Origin of the sequence: Blautia faecis (assembly GCF_020554845.1) — a bacterium.
Taxonomy (GTDB): Bacteria; Bacillota; Clostridia; order Lachnospirales; family Lachnospiraceae; genus Blautia_A; species Blautia_A faecis.
Genome location: NZ_JAJCIA010000043.1, coordinates 1 through 20,484, shown reverse-complemented (window position 1 = coordinate 20,484; position 20,484 = coordinate 1). Strand labels below are relative to the sequence as shown.

The window sequence follows — 20,484 nt, the reverse complement described above, 5'->3', positions numbered from 1 at the left end:
AAACAATGTCAGGAGGAGCAAGCAATGGATATTAATATGCAAAAAAGAAATGAAGTATTGGCTCAAAATGTGATCAAAGGTCTGGAATCTCGCAATATGTCAGGCTATTACGCCGCAGACAGAGAAGCTGCTGTAAAGCAGGCACTGGAACTGATCCCGGAGGGCAGCAGTATTGCCATGGGTGGCTGCACAAGTGCTCATGAGATTGGACTGATCAAGGCATTGGAGGATGGAAATTATAATTATATTAATCGTGCAAAAATGGAACCAAGAGAAAGCCTGATGGCAGCGTATGATGCAGATGTATTTCTTTCCAGTGCCAATGCCATTACCAGTGATGGAGTTATGGTAAACATTGATGGAAATTCCAATCGGGTTTCCTGTATTGCCCAGGGACCGAAGAAGGTGGTTTTCATTGTGGGAATGAATAAGGTCTGTTCAGATCTTGATGCAGCTATGAAGCGGGCAAGAAATGTGGCAGCTCCGGCGAATGCACAGAGATTTGAGGTGAAGACACCTTGCAAAACCGCAGGGAAATGTTTTGACTGTAAATCTCCGGATACGATTTGCTGTCAGTTTCTGATTACAAGATATTCTCGTCATAAAGATAGAATACATGTTATTCTTGTAAACGATACTCTTGGACTTTAAACGGTGAGATTTATTTAGGGCGTAGCTTAGAGCGTGTAAATACACGCTTTTCCAGCCGCTTTTGTGTTACTGTTCACTTCGCGACCAGTAACACGCTTCGCGATGCGCAGAAAGACGAACCTTCTTGTGACAAGCACAAGAAGTAGCGTTTGCTGCGCAAACTTAATTCTCGGGTTTTCTGAGAGCTTTGTTCACAAAAAACACCTCGCGGAACGTTACCAGTGAACAGTAGCACTTTTGTCGAATTATAGGGAAAGTTGTCGGACGATTTTTGTTGCAAAATTTTGATATAAAACGTAGAATAATGACGGTAAGTGTGAGAAAAATGGATTTTTTATCACTGCTTAAATTGTAACCCTAAATAGCTTGGAATCACAGAAGAACAGCTTGTGTGATTCGGGAAAACGTTACCAATGAACCGTGATCTATAAGTACATATCAGGAGGAAAACAATAATGAAAATGACAACAAAAATGATTATGCTTCAGAACATTGAGAAAATGGTGATGGAGCAGCAGCGGGTGGATGAAAATGATTCCTACATCAGACAGGACAATGAGGATCTGAAGTATCTGGAAGAACGATATGACCAGCTGCAATTATCCCACACTGTAAAGCGTGTGATCGATGATTACATCGCCTGCCTGCAGACCCGGGACGAGAGATATTCAGATCTTGCTTATGCAGCTGGGATAAGGGATACTATAAGCTTACTGCAGGGGATGGGAATGCTGAATGGAACTGCTGCAATAAGTGGAAGTTTGTAAAAGTGAAATAAGTGAACTATAACTTTAGCGGATTAAAATGCAAATATTGTTATAAAGATAAAAGAGTTACTATAAGCATGATATCACCTGCGTGCAGGGATACTTGCGGAAATAGTAACTCTTTTGTGTATTAGAAGTTTTGTATCGTAGTATAAAAAATTGATACTCAGGTAATTTTTTCGGTATTTACATAAAGCTTCTTTTATGATGAAATAAAGTTGAGTAAATATATGTATGGAGGGGTGAGTTTATGTACAATATTTTGATTGTGGATGATGAAAAGAAAGAGCGGGAAGGAATTGCGCTTTTATTAAAAAGGTTTGGGTTTCCATTAAGAACAGCATTTGCGCAAAACGGAGAAGATGCGCTGAAAATAATGGAAAAAAATTATTTTGACATTCTGCTCACAGACATAAAAATGCCCTATATGGATGGAATCCAGCTTATACGTGAAACGCAGAAAAGAGGGCTGAATCCAATATGCATTATTTACAGTGCATATGGTGAATTTGAATATGCACAGAATGCCATTTCATTAGGGGTACAGGAATATCTTTTGAAGCCAGTTAAACTGGATGCGTTTAAGGCTCTTTTTGAAAAGATCATAGAAATCTGCCAGGAAAAAGAGATCGAAAAGAAAAATAGAAATGATATCATACAGGCGAAGGAAGAGGCCGCACAGCAAAAACTGAGCTGGAATCTGCTTAATTATCTGGAGTCTGAAGAACTGGAAGAGGGAATTTTAAATCATTGGGAAACTCTGGAAAATGAATTCACCAGTGTTGTGCAGGAAAAAATCTGTATACCTGTAATTATTTCCTGTTATTCTAATTTGTTTTCTATTGAATGGGAAGAGTACCTGAAAGATATCAGGGAATATTTTGGAAAAGAAACTGTGATCATTACAAACACAGATAACCAGATCGTAGTGTTATTGATCCGGGAAAGAGATTTTTATCGGACAGCAGAAACGAAAAAAGAATGTGAGATATTGATCGAAAAATCCCAGAAAAAATATCAGGTAAATATTTTTGTTATATTGGGAAAAAAGACCGAAAGTCTTACAGAACTGAAAAAAGAATATACAGAATTGAAAGACCAGCTTGACTATCAGTTTTTTGTATCCAAAAGTATGGTATTGGTTCATGATGAAGATTATTTTCTAAAAAAGGAAAATGACATGCTTTCCCTGTATTTTGAAAGGATATTTAACTGCGCCAGAATGCAGGATTATTCCGGAATAAAGAAGGAATTTGTGAAAGTATTTGCCTATATAATGAAGCAGACTGGCTTTAGTTCAATTTATGTAAAATATACTTTTACGGATGCGATGAAGCAGATCAGTGAGTACACAGACTCTAATGTGGACATGGTACCATGTATTCAGAAAATATATCAGGCAAGGACACTGGAAGAGGTAAATAAGATAATCGAAAACGTTCTGGATAGAATGCAGGAAGAGAAAAAAGAAGAGGTAAAAGAAAACCGCCTGGTCCGCATGGCAAAAGAACTGGTTTATGAAAAATACAGTGAAAGTGATTTAAATGTATCGTATATCGCAGAGCAGCTGCAGGTATCCTCTGCCTATCTAAGTACTTTATATAAAATGGAAACTGGAAAAAATCTGGTAAAATTTATTACCTGGTATCGTGTTGAAAAGTCAAAAGAACTTTTGCGTCAGACAAATATGAAAGTAAGTGATGTGGCGGAGAGGGTAGGATACCTGAATGTGTCTTACTACATTTCTATTTTCCGAAATCATGAAGGCTGCAGTCCGGTGCAGTACAGGGAAAGGGTGCAAAATGGTGAATAGGATAGCAAAAAGAATCAACAAACAATCATTTTTGAATAAAGTAAGGATCATTTACACGCTGTTAGTTATGCTTCCTGTGCTGGTTCTGGAGATATTTGTATTGTACTCATCTACAAATTTTATCAAGGAGCAGCAGCTTCTGGAAGCGAAAGAAAACATTGAGCGGAACCACCTGAATATTGAGAATCAGATAAAGATGTGCGAAAAATCCGTATTATATGTGACCTGCAACAGTGTACTAAGGGAATTTCTCAGCTTAGATGATTCTGAGTATAAGAAACGCATTCAGATGACTTCAAATGTAAATAACCTGATTTATAACGCCTGGCTTTCCAACAGCTATTTTTCAAAGATGGAGGTTTATTCCGATAAAAGGATTTCTAACAATGATGCAGTATTCAAAAAAGCTTCCGATCTGGAAGATAACAGTTGGTATGAAGCGAGTTGGAATAGCGCAGATACTTTGTGGTGGAATGAAAATGGAAAATATTTTATAACACGCAGAATTGCCATGAGCCTTCCAAATCGGGTATATGGCGTTCTCAGAGCAGAAGTAAAGGAAAAAGTTTTTTCTGACAGTATATCCATGTTCTCGGAAATGCCAGTGGACATCCAGGTGAAAAATGGTTCAGCTGTGTTGTTAGAATACAATAATGAGGGGGAAGTTAATGAAAACAGTGCTGGCTATGAAGAGGAAAGAAATCTAAATGACACCGGTTGGAAAATTATTTACAGAATTGATGCTTCTTATTTCTCAAGTGCTTTTCATCCAAGAATCATTGGTTCTGTTGTAATTGTAGTTTTACTGTTGCTGCTTGGATTTATAGGAGTTAATAAAAGTGCCAGATCTTTGCTGCACTATTTGTATCAGATTATTGACCAGGTAAAGAAAGTAAAAGATGGAAATTTTGAGATTCAGATAGCAGAAAGTTCCCAGGATGAAATTGGAGAGCTGGCGGAAAATATTAATAAAATGCTACGGAAAATACAAACGCTTATTGATGAAGTGTATAAGTCGAAACTGGATAAAAAAAGCCTGGAACTGGATCTGCTTCAGTCAAAGATTAACCCGCATTTTCTTTATAACAATCTTTCCGCAATTAATTGGATAGCCATTGAAAAAGGAGAAGACAGAATCTACGAGATAACTACGGAACTGGGTACTTTTTACAGGACTGCTCTTAACAAGGGCATAAACGTAGACCATTTGAATGTAGAAGTGGAAAATATAAAGGCCTATGTGAAACTGCAGCTTATGGCGCACGATGAAGGCTTCGATGTTGAGTATAAAATTGAGCCCTCGCTTTTAGATCAGATGGTTCCAATTTTTATTTTGCAGCCTCTGGTGGAAAATGCAATTGAGCATGGCATTGACTGCATGAGAGAAAAAAGAGGAAAAATATCCATTGAGATTTATGCAGAAAATAATGAACTCTATATGACTGTCAGGGATAATGGACTTGAGTTGTATGAAAAAATTGGTCAGGGAAAAATGTCCCATGAAGAATTTGGTTATGGGGTAAGCAATGTTGACAAGAGAATTCGTATTCTGTGTGGGGAAGGATACGGTGTGGAAATTTTTGCAGGTCCGGGAGGAACTACCTCTATAATCAAATTACGAAGAGATTTTATTACACTGGAACGAAAAGTATAGGATATAAATCTTAAAAATTTGATAATGAGATAAGTTTTTTGTTATTTTTTTCGTATCCTGTGAACGTTATACTTAAAGCAATTTAAAAATAAACGAAAGGGGTAGCAAAAAAATGAAAAAGAAAGTGATTAGCATGTTTCTTACAGCATGCACTGTATCAGTAATGGTAGTTGGAGGCGGTTCCAATCTGGTTATGGCGGATGATGCAGAGACGGTAACCTTGATGGGATGGTATGATGAGGATGACATGAATCCTATTCTGGAAAAGGTAAATGAGCAGATGGATGGGAAGTATGTGATTGAGTACACATATGTTGCAAATACTGATTATAATAATGTACTTAGCACACAGCTTGCATCTGGAGAAGGCCCAGACATTATTATGGATGGAACAAACTATCCAGCCGAAATCAAAGCTGGTAACGTGGAAGACATTTCGGATTATGATTTTGTAAAAGAGTTTAATGAGGCTGGAATGTCGCTTTGCAGTGCTGATGGAAAAATTTATGGAATTCCTTCCTATGGATGGTTTTCCGGAATCTGGTGTAATGCTTCGATTCTTGAGGAATGTGGAGTAGAAATTCCAAAAACATTTGATGAGTTTGTAGCTGCTTGCGAGACTATTAATGAAAAAGGCTATACTGCATATGGTTTTGGGATTGCGGATGACTCAACTGCAACATCCAGCTTACTGGGGTATCTGGAAAATTCTTATTATCATAATAATGAAGAAGCAAACCCTGATGGAACTGATTTCGACACCAAATTTGCTTTGGGTGAAGTAACTATGGACGGACATATTAACGACTGTGTTAATAAATGGTGTACATTAGTTGAAAAAGGACTGATCGCTTCTGAGTCTCTGGGAATTTCCTGCCAGGAAATGCTGAACAGCTTTAAAAATGGAGAAGTGGCATTCCTTCATGGAGGTCCATGGCAGTATACAGAGCTGAAAGAATCCGGAGTTAACTTTAAAATGCTTCCGCAGCTTAGTGAAACAGGAGAAAATGAATATGTTTTAGGCGGACCAGCTGCATGCTTCGGTATTAATGTAAATACGGAAAATCATGATGGTGCAGAAGCTACTTTAACAGCACTGGCTTCCGTTGAAGTTCAGCAGGCATTTGCTGATGCAAATGTTGGCGGAACCAGCTATAGAAGCGGAGTTGAGGCTCAGATGCCTGAAGAATATGAATATGTTGCAGATATTATTAACAATGGAAATATTGCATTCCCATCTGACAGATGGAGTGTAAATCTTCCAAGTCAGTCCTTGTTTGATGAGTTTACTGCTCAGCTTCAGGGTGTTATTTCCGGAGATATCAGTGGAGACGATCTTGTGAAAGCTATTGATACAAAAGCTGACTCAATCAGATATGAGTAAATTGTAATCATTTAACAAATTTAAAATTATCCATAATTTATTAAACCGATCCTGCATTTAGCAAATGAGCTTTTTGCAGGATCTGTTTTTGTGCAATAGAGGTTAATGTTATCAATAGAATTAACAAAAGTAAATGGGATATAAAAAAAACGATAGTCATATAAATTTTTTTGGATTTATAGAGAAAAAGATCAAATTTATAATAGAAACATAAAAAGAAGGAGGGCAAGGAGAGTATGAATGCCAATCATGTAAAACGAAATCTGCCATATATTTTCATGGCAATACCTGCGGTTTCTATATTTTCTGTGTTTTTTATCATTCCGCTTATTTTTACTACAAAATACAGTTTTTATAACTGGACTAATTTTTCGCCGGATATCGTTTTTTCAGGATTGAAAAATTATAAACAGCTTTTGGCAGATGGAATTATTTTGAAAGGATTAAAGAATACCCTGGTATTTGCAATCCTTACAGTATCCATTCAAAGTTTAATTTCTCTTCCTGTATCAGTGCTTCTGAATTCCAAATTAAGAGGAAGAACAATTTACCGAGGAATCTTTTTTGCACCCGCAGTATTAAGCACCTTGGTTGTTGGATATCTTTGGAAATATATCCTGTCTGCAAGTGATTATGGTTTGATAAACCAGGTGCTTTTGAAACTGGGATTTGAAAAAATCAACTTTCTCGGAAATGGAAAAATCGCTATATTTTCCATAATTGCAATTTCAGTGTGGCAGTGGTTTGGATGGTCTATGGTAATTTATATAGGAAGCCTGCAAAGTATCAGTGGAGATCTTTATGAAGCTGCTTCTGTGGACGGAGCTAACAGCTGGCAGCAGTTCTGGCATATTACATTACCAGGGCTTGCACCTGCCATAAAAATTAATTTTGTAACAAGCACGATCTCAGGTCTGAAAGTATTTGATCTTGTCTTGTCAACTACGAACGGAGGTCCGGCACATCAGACAGAAACTATTCTGACATTGATGTACTCAAAATTTTCAGATGGAAATTTCGGTTATGCATCCGCTTTTGGAATTGTATTTCTGTTGATGACAATGGTTGTTTCAGCTGTAATGCTTGGAATATTTAAAAAATGGGAGGAGTATTTAAATTGATGAAAACGAAAAAAAATATTATGGAGATTTTGAAGCATGTTTATTTGCTAATTATCACGTTTATTGTTTTAACTCCTATTTATTATCTGCTTGTTACTACGTTTAAGTCAGGAACTGAAGCGGCTGCAAAGCCGATGGCACTTCCGTCTTCCTGGGATATTACACCATATATCAATGCGTTTGAAAAAATGCAGTATCCAAGAGCGTTTGGAAATACTCTTATTATTACAGTATGTGCGGTATTTGGCATTGTGATGAGCAGTACCATGTGTGGATATGTTTTAAACCGTAAAGAGAAAAGTAAAATTACAAAAATTATTTTTCTGGTAATTCTTTCCGGAATGATGTTTCCATACCAGATGGCAGTTCTTGGTCTGTACAAGCTGGTAAGAAGCCTGGATTTAATGAATACGCTGACAGCAGTTATTTTTATTGATATTGCTATCAATATTCCATTTGCTACTTTTTTAATGAAAAATTCCATTTCTTCAGTTCCTATAGAACTGGAAGAAGCTGCAAGAATTGACGGTGCAGGAGTATTTAGAATTTTTGGTACAATTGTACTTCCATTGCTGAAGCCGATGATCGCTACAATCGTAATTTTAAATACTTTAAATGTATGGAACGATTTTATGGGACCGTTGTATTTTATACAGAAAAGAGAAAAAGATGTTATTTTGCAGGAAGTATATCGCAATATCGGTCAGTTTTCTACAGACTGGACTAGTCTGTTTCCAATGATGGTATTAGGTATATTGCCTCTGCTGGTTTTCTATATATTTATGCAGAAATATATTATCAGTGGTGTAATGGCGGGATCTGTAAAAGGATGATATATGGAGGATTAGGTATGGAATTTATTGTTAAAGAGAATGAAAATCATCAGTTGGAAAGCATTGTAAACAAAAATGACAAATATAAAATGGACTGGGTTGCCACAGGTAAAAAATGGGGAGAAATGTTTCTTCCAGACGGAATTACAGGTAGAATAGAAAGAACGGTATCTACAGAAGGAAAGATAACTGAAAAATATATTTTCGTTAACAATCGGAATTGGGAGTATTTCCCACAAAAAGGAGAAATTGGTATTGCAGTACCATTTCCGGATAATTATACGGCTGCTGAAATCTGTATGCGAGAGCGTTGTCATGCACACATCCGTTGTGGCGAAAGTCAGAGCTATATTGCCGGGATCAGAATGGGAGGAGAAAAACCAAATCTTGGGTTGGTTCTGAAAAAAGGAAAAATAGAAGATTACAGCATTATAAGAAATGAAAAAGAGCTCAGTAATGACCGCGGAACTATTATATTAAATCCGAAAATAAACAACTTAAAACCAGGAGAAAGAACTGTGATTCAATGGGATCTTTTCTGGTATGACAGTCAAAGGGAGTTTGAGGAAAAACTGCTTCATCAGGAAGGACAGCTGCTGATACAGTTGGAGCATGGAATTTATTTCGAGGGTGAAGATTTATGTTTTCACATAAAAGCAGATGAAGAAATATGGCGTGAAAAAGAAATCGAAGTTACTCTTGCAGGAGAAAAAATTTCAGCGGAAAAAACAGAAAATGGTAATTGTATAGATTACAAAGTTAAAATGGATTCTGTAAGTCAAGGAGAACAAGAGTTCTTGATAAAGTGTAAAGAATACAGTACATCCGCTATTATTTTGGTATTGCCAAAGATAGAGAAGCTTGCAGAAAAAAGATGCAGATTTATTGCTGAAAAACAGCAGTATTTTTGCAGTGGAAGCCTTTTGGATGGTGCATTTCTCACCTATGATAATGAAGATAAGCGATTGGTTTATGAAAAAGAATACGATCATAACGGTGGCAGGGAAAGAGTGGGAATGGGGGCACTTCTGGCGCTCTGGCTGCAGAAAAATAAAGATATGAAAGTGGAAAAAGCACTGCAGAAATATACCGAATACATATACAGAGAGCTCTACGACGAGAATACAGGTATTGTATACAATGATGCAGGAAGAGATAATACTTGGAACCGTTTGTACAATTATCCATGGCTCGCAATTTTTTTCATGGAAAGATACAGGTTGTATAATGAGGTTGCTGATCTTAAAAATATGTATAAAATTATGAAATCTTATTATGCACAAGACGGAGCTTCATTCTATGCAATTGGAATCCCTATGCTGGAATCTGTGAAACTGTTGAAATCGGGTGGTATGGAAAGAGAGGCTGAGGAACTTCTGAGATATTATGAAATACATGGCGAAATGCTTATAAAAAACGGATTATGTTATCCACCGCATGAAGTAAAATATGAGCAGAGTATTGTTGCCCCAGCAGTAAATTATCTTTTTCAGTTATACGAACTTACAGGAAAAATATTATATCTGGAAGAAGGAAAGAAACAATTAGCTGTACTGGTACTGTTTAATGGACATCAGCCAGATTTTCATATGTATGAAAATGCGGTTCGTCATTGGGATGGATATTGGTTTGGAAAGTACAAAAACCTTGGAGATACATTTCCACATTACTGGAGTTCTTTAAGTGGTGTTGCTTTTCGGGAATATGAAAAAATAACCGGTGAGAGATCATATGGCGTAAAGGCGGAAAATTCATTGCGAGGTGTACTAAGTATGATAAATAGTGACGGAAGTGCAAGCTGCGCATATGTATATCCTTTTATGGTTAACAACGTAAGATGCCAGTATGCGGATCCATGGGCAAATGATCAGGACTGGGCATTGTACTACTACTTGAAAGAGGGCAAAAATTATGACTGAGTTAGAAAATAAAGGTGGCTTTACATTGCCTGGTGAGGCTGGTTATGAAAAATTGACCTTAGAACTTGCAAAAAAATGGGGAGCAGATGTAATAAGGGATTCTGATGGGACAGAACTGTCTCCGGAGATAACGGAGGCAGGATATGGTATTTATTCTACTATTTGTATTATCCGCGGTCATAATCCCTGGGCTATGGAAAATTTGGACAAATTGCAGCAGACTTTTCTTGTCACAGAACCGAAAACTGCAGTTGAGCATTGTCTGGAACTAGAGCTTTTAAAAGAGTTTTTTCAGGAGCAGTTTAAAATTAATGACAGTGCAGAAGCTTTGGGGTACTGGCAGGTGTATGACCGCACAACTGACAAGGAAGTAAATAAAGAAAACTGGAGCTATGATAAGAAAAAAGGTGTTGTCAGGATTGAAAACTGTGTATTATGGCACAAATATACAGTAAGCTTTCTGGCATATCGAATTTGGGAAGAAATTTCCATGTATAATCATATTACCAATAACTGGGATAAAGAGCATCTTATACCGATAGATCCTGTATACGCTGAAACACAGGTTTATTTAATTAATTGGATGAAAGAATGGTGCGAAGAACATCCTGCAACTACAGTGGTTCGTTTTACCTCTATGTTTTATAATTTTGTCTGGATTTGGGGAAGCGATGCCAGAAAAAGAAATTTATTTACAGACTGGGGCTCCTACGATTTTACAGTAAGTCCTCTTGCTTTACACAATTTCGAACAGAAATATGGATATGCACTTACCGCAGAGGATTTTGTGAATCAGGGGAAATATCAGGTAACCCATATGCCGCCAACAAAAGCAAAAAAAGACTGGATGGAATTTATTAATGATTTTGTAATTTCATTTGGAAAAAAACTAATAAATATTGTGCATGAATATGGAAAAAAGGCTTATGTATTTTACGATGACAGCTGGGTTGGAATTGAACCATATAATGACAGATTTTCTGAATTTGGTTTTGATGGGATTATTAAATGCGTATTTTCTGGGTATGAAGCACGTCTTTGTGCAGGTGTAGATACAGAAGTTCATGAACTCAGGCTTCATCCTTATCTTTTCCCGGTGGGGCTTGGAGGAGCACCTACATTTACAGAAGGAGGAAATCCTACAAGGGATGCAATGCAGTATTGGAGAAATGTAAGGCGTGCATTGTTGCGTGAACCGATTCAAAGAATTGGATTAGGCGGATATTTACATCTTACGGAGAATTATCCGGATTTTTGCGATTACATTGAAAAAGTTGCAGATGAATTTCGCATGTTGAAGTCTTTCCATGAAAAAGGAAAGCCTTGGACATTGAAAACCAAAGTAGCGGTTTTACATTGTTGGGGCAAATTGCGTTCATGGACTTTGTCTGGACATTTTCATGAAACATATATGCATAATTTGATTCATATAAATGAGGCGCTTTCAGGTTTGCCTGTGGATGTTGATTTTATTGATTTTGAGACAGCCAGAAGCGGAGATTTATCCAGATACAAAGTCATTATTAATGCAGGAAAAGCGGGTGACGCATGGAGTGGCGGTGATAACTGGAAAGACGTGAAAGTTGTTGAGGCAATTACAAAGTGGGTATATGAAGGGGGCTGTTTTATTGGAATTGGCGAGCCATCAGCAACCAGTGGATATGATACGTTTTTCAGATTGGCACAGGTACTGGGCGTAGATGAAGATAATGGGGCAAGGGTATGTCATGGAAAATGGGAGTATGAAGTAAAAGCACCACAAAATCATATATTAGATATACTGGAATGGCCAGTAATGGAACATATATACCTGACAGATAAAAAAACAGAGGTATTGGCAGAGGCTGCAGGTGGGTATCCGGGTATTACCAGACACCAGTTTGGAAAAGGAAGTGGAATTTATATGACGGGATTTGCTTTTTCAGAGGAAAGTACCAGATTATTGTTGCAATTGATATTAGAGGCTGGACGGGAAGAACAGGCAGAATGCATTACAGATAATCTGCATGTGGAATGTGCCTATTATCCAGACGCACAAAAATTAGTTGTTATTAATAATTCAGGAGAGAAACAAACAACAAAGATTGTATGTGAAGGAGCCGTTTGGAGCATGCAGCTTGAAGGATATGAAACGAGGCTACAGAATATATGTGGGATGGGAAACAAAAGGCAGTAACATTTAGCTATGATGATGGAGTTTGCCAGGACAGGAGACTGGTAGCCATGTTCAACTATTATCATGTAAAAGCAACATTCAATATAAACAGTGGAATGCAGAAGGATTAAAAGAATTGTATAAGGGTCATGAAATCGCGGTTCATACATTGACTCATCAAGATTTAACAAAGCTTGATAAAGACACTGTATATAATGAAGTTTTCCTGGATAAACAAAATCTGGAACGGATGTTTGGCTGCCAGATTACCGGTATGGCGTATCCTTATGGAACATATAATGATGAAGTGGTTCAGATACTGAAAAAATGTAAAATTCAATATGCACGGTCAGTTGTGTCTTCCGGAGCATTTAAATTACAAAAGAATTTATTGATATTTAAACCAACTTGTCATCATGCTGACGAAAATATATGGGAACTTCTGGAGAAATTTTTAAAAGAAAAAAGTGAAGAAAAGCAGTTATTTTACATATGGGGACACAGCTATGAGTTTGATGTAAATAATAACTGGAAACGGATGGAAGAAATTTTAGACAGATTAATTGGACATAATAATATCTTTTATGGAACAAACAGGGAAGTGCTTCTTCCCTGTTAATAGAAAACAAAAATCAGACTAGCATTTTATCCAGACATTCTACAATCAGTCTGACATTCTTCAGCGCACCTAAAGTGTCGTCTTTTTGCTCCAGGGAGTGGTTGCAGCCCTCGAAAATTCCGCCGGTTTTATCGGGGAAGTTTCTTGCAGCAGCACGTATCTTGGACTCCGGCATGTATGGATCAGCGGTTCCGGCGAAGAAGAGCCCGTTGATATCGGAGAGATAACGGAGGGTAGAAGGAATTGGAGTCATAAGAAATTGATGGACTTTTCCCTTCAGCTGCAGGGCTGTTTCAAGCTGGCAGGCAATTGTGGTGCCGATGCTTTTGGAAATAAAAATTATATCATCGTATTCAGAAAAAGGAACGTTTTCCAACTGGGGAAGCGTTCTTTTTATTGCCAGTTTTATGATAGGTTCCAGTTCTGCTGGAGTGCGGCCGTGGAAGGTATGAATGTCCTGACCATAGTCAAGGCGGATGATTTCATAACCACGCTCAGCAGCCATGGAAGCAGTATAATAGAGAAGGGGCTTGGTGCAGGTATAACCGACACCTGGGAAAATGATGGCAAGTTTTTTCATGTGGGTACCTCGCTTGAAATCGTAAATTGAGTTATATTGAGGAATAAAATGTAATCTGAAAGTGGTTATTGCGTCCACTTAGTTCTTGTATTTATTAAAGTATGATCCGATCAGCGTCTGTTTGAATTCATATAAGATATGAGCGTCAAAAGACCCTTTGATATAGCATCATTATATACTTCTTTCACAAAAATTGTAAAGAAATGACGGTAAGAAATATGGTGAATTATCTGTGAAGATATGCTAAAATCGTTACTGTTCAATGAAATAAGAAATAGCTTGAAATTATTAGTGATTCAAAAGCAAATTACGAGGAGTGACATTATGAAATTATTGATTGTACGCCATGGTGACCCGGATTATGATATAGATTCCCTTACAGAAAAAGGCTGGAAAGAGGTGGAGTATCTTTCACAGAAGCTTTCCAAATTAGATGTAAAAGCTTTCTATGTATCCCCCCTTGGAAGAGCGAAGGATACTGCGGCTCCGACCTTGAAAAAGATGGGAAGAACAGCTACAGAGTGTGAATGGCTGAAGGAATTTCCCTGTCAGATCTGGCGCCCGGATGTGAAAGATAAGAAGATTATTGCATGGGACTGGCTGCCACAGGACTGGATGGCAGACGAGCGCTTTTTCCAGTATGACCACTGGTTTGAGAATGAGGCTATGCAGGAAGGTCATGTGAAAGAAGAGTATGACCGTGTGATCGGGGAGTTCGACAAGCTTCTCGCGAAGCATGGATATGAGAGGAAAGGTCACTATTATAAAGTAAATGAAGAGAATAATGACACGATTATTTTCTTCTGTCATTTTGGATTGGAGTGTGTACTTCTCAGCCATCTGCTGAATATCTCTCCGATGGTACTTTGGCATGGCTGCGTGGCCGCCCCATCCTCTGTGACAACTTTGACCACAGAAGAACGCCGTCAGGGAATCGCAGCTTTCCGCATGAGCTCTTTCGGTGATATTTCCCACCTTTATGCCAATAACGAACCACCGGCATTCGCTGCAAGATTTTGCGAAGCGTATGGAAATGAGGAACAGAGACACGACTGACATTGTGCATTGAGAAGTGTGGTGTTGTGAAAGGCGTGAACGGTAATCTTCAAAGTACTAACGGATGGTAAGAGTTATGTTCTGAAAGTAGGACACAATGGGAAGAACAGGGACAAAATATACCGCAAAGTGGGGCGTGCGGATTGCGGGAATGATTTTTCAAACACGCTCTAGTTACGAATTAGTTATTTTCATTTTAGAAATTTTATAAAATTATTAGAATTTGGACAAATGCTTTTCACAATTATGAGGTATGATATATACATCTTAAGAGAAAGAACTCTTAAGAAAAACTCTTTCCTTTCCCTAAAAATGTATAAATAAACCACCGTCTGTTGGCAAGAACGCTGACTGGGCGGTGGTTTTACGTTGTGGGAAAATGTGCGAAAGGTGAACTTAAGCATGAGGAAAATCCTGGCTGGACAAGTCTGGAAATATTGTCTATAGTAAATAGGAAACATATATGAGAAGGGGCGGGAATTGGCTCGTGCTTCATGTATGTTTGAATGCCGTAGTGGCTTTACTGCTGAGTGCGGTGAAGATTTAGACAGTAATATCAGTGATTGGCGATATTCATTTTTATAGACAATGGAGGTACTTATGCAATCATCATCCCAGCTGCAGGACATGCTTCATTCCATCAATCGGAAGAGCTATCCTGCATATAAATCCCTGAAAGGGGTATATCAGTTTAAGAAATATGTTTTGTCAATTGATCATGTGCAGGGCGATCCATTTGCGTCACCGTCCCATGTCAGTGTGAAAATTTCCCACAGAGAAGCTGGATTTCCAGCGGAATATTATAAAGATAAACTGACCAGAATTACTCTGGCAGACTATCTTATCAGACAGTTTGAACAGCAGGTGAACCGCTATACTTTTCGGGCAAAAGGCTCTGGAAAAAGCGGACTTATTTCTGTGACAAGATGCGGTCAGGAGGTGCTGGAGCGAACGGCCTGTGAGATTACAGAGCAGGGGATTACCGTCCGGTTTTTTGTAGGATTTCCGGCAAATGGACGTACTATAAATGCGGGAGAGCTGGAGAAAATTTTCTTTGAATTTCTGCCGGTTTGTGTGGAAAAAGCATTTGTATACAGAAATTTAAGTGGAAAAGATCTGGAAAACACTATCTTCCTGGCAGAAGATCAGGCGTATATCAGGGAAGAATTAAAGAAGCGTTCTCTGGTTGCTTTTGTAAATGACGGCGCGATTCTGCCAAGAGAGAGCGGTATTTCATCTAAGCCGATGAAAGGGAGCGTGACATTTTCTTCGCCGGAAAGTCTTCGGGTGACTATGGCGCTTCCCCATAAGGGAAAAATAACCGGAATGGGAATTCCTAAGGGAATCACGTTGATCGTTGGTGGTGGTTATCACGGCAAATCTACCCTTCTGAATGCATTGGAACTGGGCGTGTATAACCACATTCAGGGAGATGGAAGAGAATATGTGATTACGGATCCTACAGCCCAGAAGCTGCGCTCTGAGGATGGCAGATTTGTGAAAGATGTGGATATTTCCCTGTTTATAAATGACCTGCCCAATAAAAAAGATACCACCTGTTTTTCTACGGAAGATGCCAGCGGAAGTACTTCCCAGGCAGCAGGAATCGTGGAGGGAATAGAGGCAGGAAGCAAGGTATTTCTGCTGGATGAAGATACATCTGCTACTAATTTTATGGTGCGAGATGCCTTTATGCAGCATGTGATCAGCCGGGAAAAAGAGCCGATCACCCCATTTCTGGAACGTGCCCGGGATCTGTATGAAAAGGAGGGGATTTCCACAATTCTGGTTGCCGGAAGCTCCGGGGCTTTTTTCCATATTGCAGATACTATGATCCAGATGGACAATTATATGCCAGTAGATATCACGGCAAAAGTCCGGGAACTTTGCAGGGATTATCCTTTAAATGAGAATAAGACAGCTGGATTTAAAGCACCACAAAGCCATCGCATCATGTCAAAAAATACGCCGTTGAACGGTTCCAAGAAGGATTATTACGGTCATTTTAAGGCGCAGGATAAGCCGGAAAGGCTGAAAGTAAAGGTACATGGCAGAGATGGTTTTTCCATTGGAAAACAGGATGTGGATCTGCGATATGTGGAACAGCTGATCGACAGTGAGCAGACGGGAGCTTTAGGCGCATTGCTAAAATATGCAGTGGAAAAGCTGATTGATGGGAAAAGAACACTGCCGGAAATCGTGGAGCTGCTTTGCAGTAAACTGGAAAAAGAAGGGCTGTCTTTTTTGTCAGAAGGCTATACTTCCTGCGGATATGCAGTGCCAAGACGACAGGAAATATATGCATGCTTTAACCGATACAGGAGACCCTGAACCGGATTTGCCCATATCCCAAAAGGCAGTGCAAAGTATTGGACTGCGTGGCAAAAGATTTGTGCAGGAAAACCTATTTGCCGGTAGCTTTTTACCTGGTTATACGCTATAATGAATTTTGGATGAGGAAAACACAGGGATTATTTTCCCTGTGTAAAATGAAAACAGGAGAAAGGTGGATATAGATTATGGAACGTCCAAACGCATGGCTCACATATTCAGATGCTGATATGCAGGATCTGGAAACTGTGGCAAAGAAATATCGTCATTTCTTAAATGTAGGAAAGACAGAACGTGAATGTATCACACAGATTGTGAAAGAGGCTGAGGAAGCAGGCTATGTTTCCCTTGAAGAAAAGGTGAAAAATGGCGAAGCTCTGAAAGCAGGAGATAAAGTTTACCAGGTTGGAATGCAGAAGATCATTGCCCTGTACCATATGGGAGAGGATGATCTGGCACAGGGTATGAATATCCTTTGTGCGCATATTGATTCTCCGAGACTGGATATTAAGCAGAATCCGTTATATGAGGATACGGATCTGGCTTATCTTGACACTCATTACTACGGTGGAGTGAAGAAATATCAGTGGGTTGCTCTTCCAATGGCAATGCATGGCGTAATTGTGAAGAAGGATGGCACTGTTGTAAATGTAACCGTCGGCGAGGATGAGGACGATCCGGTTGTTTACATCACAGACCTTTTGATTCATCTTGCAGGACAGCAGATGGCGAAGAAGGCTTCCGAGGCTGTTGAGGGCGAGAAGCTGGATATCCTGATTGGAAGCCAGCCGCTGAAGGATCTTCCGGATGACAAGAAGAAAGAGGCTGTTAAGGAGAATGTACTTCGTATTTTGAATGAGAAATACGGTGTGGAAGAGGAAGATTTCCTTTCCGCAGAGCTTGAGATCGTTCCCGCTGGCAAGGCTCGTGACTGTGGTCTTGATCGCAGCATGATCGCTGGTTATGGACAGGATGACAGAGTTTGCGCATATACTTCCCTTCTGGCTCTTCTTGAGATGGAAGCACCGAAGCGTACAAGCTGCTGTCTCCTTGTTGATAAGGAAGAGATCGGAAGCGTGGGAGCAACAGGTATGCAGTCTCACTTCTTTGAGAACAGCGTAGCTGAGGTTCTGGATGCAATGGGACAGTATTCAGATCTCAGACTGAGAAAGGCTCTGAAGAATTCCAGCATGCTCTCCTCAGATGTAAGTGCCGGCTATGATCCTGCATTTGCAGAAGCTTTTGAGAAAAAGAACTCTGCTTATCTTGGAAGAGGTATCGTTCTCAACAAGTTTACAGGTGCCCGTGGAAAATCCGGCTCCAATGATGCCAATGCAGAGTATGTGGCAAGAGTCCGCAGGATTTTTGACGACCATAAGGTTTGCTTCCAGACTGCTGAGCTTGGTAAGGTTGACGTTGGCGGCGGCGGAACCATCGCTTTTATCGCAGCTCTTTATGGTATGGAAGTAATTGACAGCGGTGTTTCTGTTCTCAGTATGCATGCACCGTGGGAGGTTACCAGCAAGGCGGATGTTTACGAGGCGAAGAAGGCTTATAAGGCGTTCCTTCTGGATGCGTAAGTAAGAGCTAAAGAAAATTGGAAACGAGACAAAACACGCTCTGCGAGTTTTGATTCGTTATCGCAGCAGTCGCTAAGGTTTCATGCAAGCATGGACTTTGGCTTGTTGATTGTGTAAATTATAAAAATTATCGGGCAGACTTTATATGTCTGTCCGTAATTTTGTTTGCGCGCCATGGGCGCGCTCTAACGGGTGTAAGTCCCGAACACGCCCAGATAGTGGGAAGTGTATAGCTGAACAGCAAGGGTGTCCATCGTGAGGTGGAATCTGAAGGAAGCTGTAAGCAAATCTCTGGTCCGACGGACAGAAATCACATACAAGGCTAGGCTACGAGAGATAAGTTGGCAAAATACAACGAAGTCTAATAACTATCACCTTTGTAGTAGCAGAGTAAATGTGGCGGATATATGGAGAGAAAGAGCGAGCACCTTAAGCGTGGAGGTCTCACAGAGGTTCCATTAGCCTAGTAACAACGAATTGTGAGAAGTCAGCCGAGCCCATAGTAGTGAAGAAGTTTCTGTAATGGAAATGGAGCGAAGGGGTGAACAATCAATAAGTTTGAGTATGTCTCGGATTGCAGAAATGGCAACATCTGCCGTAATCAATCGGGTAAAAGATGGTCAAATCAAGCGAGACGGAAAGGAAAGAACGTATGGACACAAGTAGTCTAATGGAGCAGATTTTATCTAGCGACAATCTCAACAGAGCATATCTGCAAGTCGTACGAAATAAAGGTGCAGAGGGAGTGGACGGAATGAAGTACACGGAACTCAAAGAACATCTTGAAAAGAACGGCGAAATCATCAAGGAACAGTTGGGGACAAGAAAGTATAAACCTCAACCAGTACGAAGAGTGGAGATACCAAAGCCTGATGGCGGTGTCAGAAACCTAGGAGTACCAACAGTAACAGACAGATTCATACAGCAAGCTATTGCACAGGTATTAACACCAATCTACGAGGAACAATTCCATGAACATAGTTACGGATTCAGACCAAATAGATGTGCACAGCAAGCAATCCTAACAGCACTTGACATGATGAATGATGGTAACGATTGGATTGTAGACATTGACTTGGAAAAGTTCTTTGACACGGTAAACCATGACAAGCTTATGACTACAATAGGCAGAACTATTAAAGATGGAGATGTTATCTCTATCATAAGGAAATATCTTGTCAGCGGAATCATGATTGACGACGAATATGAGGATTCTATTGTGGGAACACCGCAAGGAGGAAATCTCTCGCCGTTGTTGGCAAATATTATGCTCAATGAACTTGATAAGGAAATGGAAAAGCGAGGGCTTAACTTTGTACGTTACGCTGATGACTGTATTATCATGGTTGGAAGTGAAATGTCTGCAAATCGGGTAATGAGAAATATATCTCGTTTTATTGAAGAGAAATTAGGGCTTAAGGTCAACATGACTAAGAGCAAAGTAGACAGACCAAGCGGACTGAAATACCTTGGATTTGGATTCTACTATGACACAAGAGCGCATCAGTTTAAGGCGAAACCACATGCACAATCAGTAGCGAAGTTTAAGAACAGAATGAGAAAACTCACTTGCCGTAGTTGGGGCGTTAGCAACAGCTACAAGGTGGAAAAGCTCAATCAGCTTATCAGAGGGTGGATTAACTACTTCAAGATAGGAAGTATGAAAACACTCTGCAAAGAACTTGACAGTAATATCAGGTACAGACTTCGTATGTGCATTTGGAAACATTGGAAAACACCACAAAACCGTGCTGAGAATCTGATAAAACTTGGAATGAATAAAGAAGATGCATACTCGATAGCATACACAGGAGCGAGGATAGCCCATGTATGTAGCGGGGCATTGAATTATGTAATTACCAACAAAAGACTAGCCTCATTTGGATTAGTCTCAATGTTAGATTACTACACCGAAAGGTGTGTCACTTGCTAAGTTGATTGAACCGCCGTGTACCGAACGGTACGCCAGACTGTCTAACAATTCAAAAATTCAGTCTGATGTAGACGGTATTTTTATCTTC

General features: G+C 39.4%; 16 protein-coding genes. 15 read left to right on the top strand and 1 reads right to left on the bottom strand.

Going from position 1 to position 20,484, the window contains the following annotated elements:
- Positions 1-24 precede the first annotated feature (24 nt).
- The 10 genes from LIZ66_RS16010 (at position 25) to LIZ66_RS15965 (ending at position 12,916) form a co-directional block, all read left to right on the top strand.
- Positions 25-651, top strand: a complete 627-nt coding sequence (locus LIZ66_RS16010; protein WP_173771635.1) for a lactate utilization protein — start codon at positions 25-27, stop codon at positions 649-651.
- A gap of 455 nt (positions 652-1,106) precedes the next feature.
- Entirely contained in the window at positions 1,107-1,418 is a 312-nt protein-coding gene (locus LIZ66_RS16005; RefSeq protein ID WP_118581890.1) for a hypothetical protein, read from the top strand.
- 250 nt (positions 1,419-1,668) lie between these two features.
- Positions 1,669-3,231, top strand: a complete 1,563-nt coding sequence (locus LIZ66_RS16000; RefSeq protein ID WP_173771637.1) for a response regulator transcription factor — start codon at positions 1,669-1,671, stop codon at positions 3,229-3,231.
- On the top strand, positions 3,221-4,885 hold the full coding sequence (locus LIZ66_RS15995; RefSeq protein ID WP_173719144.1) for a sensor histidine kinase: 1,665 nt from the start codon (positions 3,221-3,223) through the stop codon (positions 4,883-4,885). The genes LIZ66_RS16000 and LIZ66_RS15995 overlap by 11 nt, the downstream gene beginning before the upstream one ends.
- Positions 4,886-4,997: 112 nt before the next feature.
- Positions 4,998-6,269 (top strand): ABC transporter substrate-binding protein, encoded by a 1,272-nt coding sequence (locus LIZ66_RS15990; RefSeq protein ID WP_173719145.1) that lies wholly within the window; start codon positions 4,998-5,000, stop codon positions 6,267-6,269.
- 236 nt (positions 6,270-6,505) lie between these two features.
- Positions 6,506-7,390, top strand: coding sequence for a carbohydrate ABC transporter permease (locus LIZ66_RS15985; RefSeq protein ID WP_173771639.1), 885 nt, complete (start codon positions 6,506-6,508; stop codon positions 7,388-7,390).
- Positions 7,390-8,223 (top strand): carbohydrate ABC transporter permease, encoded by an 834-nt coding sequence (locus tag LIZ66_RS15980; RefSeq protein ID WP_173716996.1) that lies wholly within the window; start codon positions 7,390-7,392, stop codon positions 8,221-8,223. Before LIZ66_RS15985 ends, LIZ66_RS15980 begins: the two co-directional genes overlap by 1 nt.
- Positions 8,224-8,240: 17 nt before the next feature.
- Positions 8,241-10,142, top strand: a complete 1,902-nt coding sequence (locus LIZ66_RS15975; RefSeq protein ID WP_227201039.1) for a hypothetical protein — start codon at positions 8,241-8,243, stop codon at positions 10,140-10,142.
- Positions 10,135-12,318, top strand: a complete 2,184-nt coding sequence (gene gnpA, locus LIZ66_RS15970; RefSeq protein WP_227201040.1) for a 1,3-beta-galactosyl-N-acetylhexosamine phosphorylase — start codon at positions 10,135-10,137, stop codon at positions 12,316-12,318. The genes LIZ66_RS15975 and gnpA overlap by 8 nt, the downstream gene beginning before the upstream one ends.
- Positions 12,319-12,340: 22 nt before the next feature.
- On the top strand, positions 12,341-12,916 hold the full coding sequence (locus tag LIZ66_RS15965; RefSeq protein ID WP_173771645.1) for a polysaccharide deacetylase family protein: 576 nt from the start codon (positions 12,341-12,343) through the stop codon (positions 12,914-12,916).
- 13 nt (positions 12,917-12,929) lie between these two features.
- Here the strand turns inward: LIZ66_RS15965 and LIZ66_RS15960 are convergent, their stop codons facing one another.
- Complete coding sequence (locus LIZ66_RS15960) at positions 12,930-13,496, bottom strand: PLP-dependent aminotransferase family protein (protein ID WP_227201041.1); 567 nt, start codon at positions 13,494-13,496, stop codon at positions 12,930-12,932.
- A 324-nt stretch (positions 13,497-13,820) separates the two neighbouring features.
- Between LIZ66_RS15960 and LIZ66_RS15955 the strand changes: the two genes are divergently transcribed.
- The 5 genes from LIZ66_RS15955 to ltrA all read left to right on the top strand — a co-directional run bounded on the left by LIZ66_RS15955 (position 13,821) and on the right by ltrA (position 20,396).
- Positions 13,821-14,552: a histidine phosphatase family protein gene (locus tag LIZ66_RS15955; RefSeq protein ID WP_226855407.1), complete on the top strand. Its 732-nt coding sequence runs from the start codon at positions 13,821-13,823 to the stop codon at positions 14,550-14,552.
- 97 nt (positions 14,553-14,649) lie between these two features.
- Positions 14,650-14,763: a DUF6783 domain-containing protein gene (locus LIZ66_RS20205; protein WP_306797108.1), complete on the top strand. Its 114-nt coding sequence runs from the start codon at positions 14,650-14,652 to the stop codon at positions 14,761-14,763.
- Positions 14,764-15,152: 389 nt separating this feature from the next.
- Entirely contained in the window at positions 15,153-16,883 is a 1,731-nt protein-coding gene (locus LIZ66_RS15950) for an ABC-ATPase domain-containing protein (protein ID WP_227201042.1), read from the top strand.
- Between the two features lie 188 nt (positions 16,884-17,071).
- Entirely contained in the window at positions 17,072-18,463 is a 1,392-nt protein-coding gene (locus LIZ66_RS15945) for an aminopeptidase (protein ID WP_227201043.1), read from the top strand.
- Positions 18,464-19,115: 652 nt separating this feature from the next.
- Entirely contained in the window at positions 19,116-20,396 is a 1,281-nt protein-coding gene (ltrA, locus tag LIZ66_RS15940; RefSeq protein ID WP_227201044.1) for a group II intron reverse transcriptase/maturase, read from the top strand.
- The last annotated feature ends 88 nt before the right edge of the window (positions 20,397-20,484 follow it).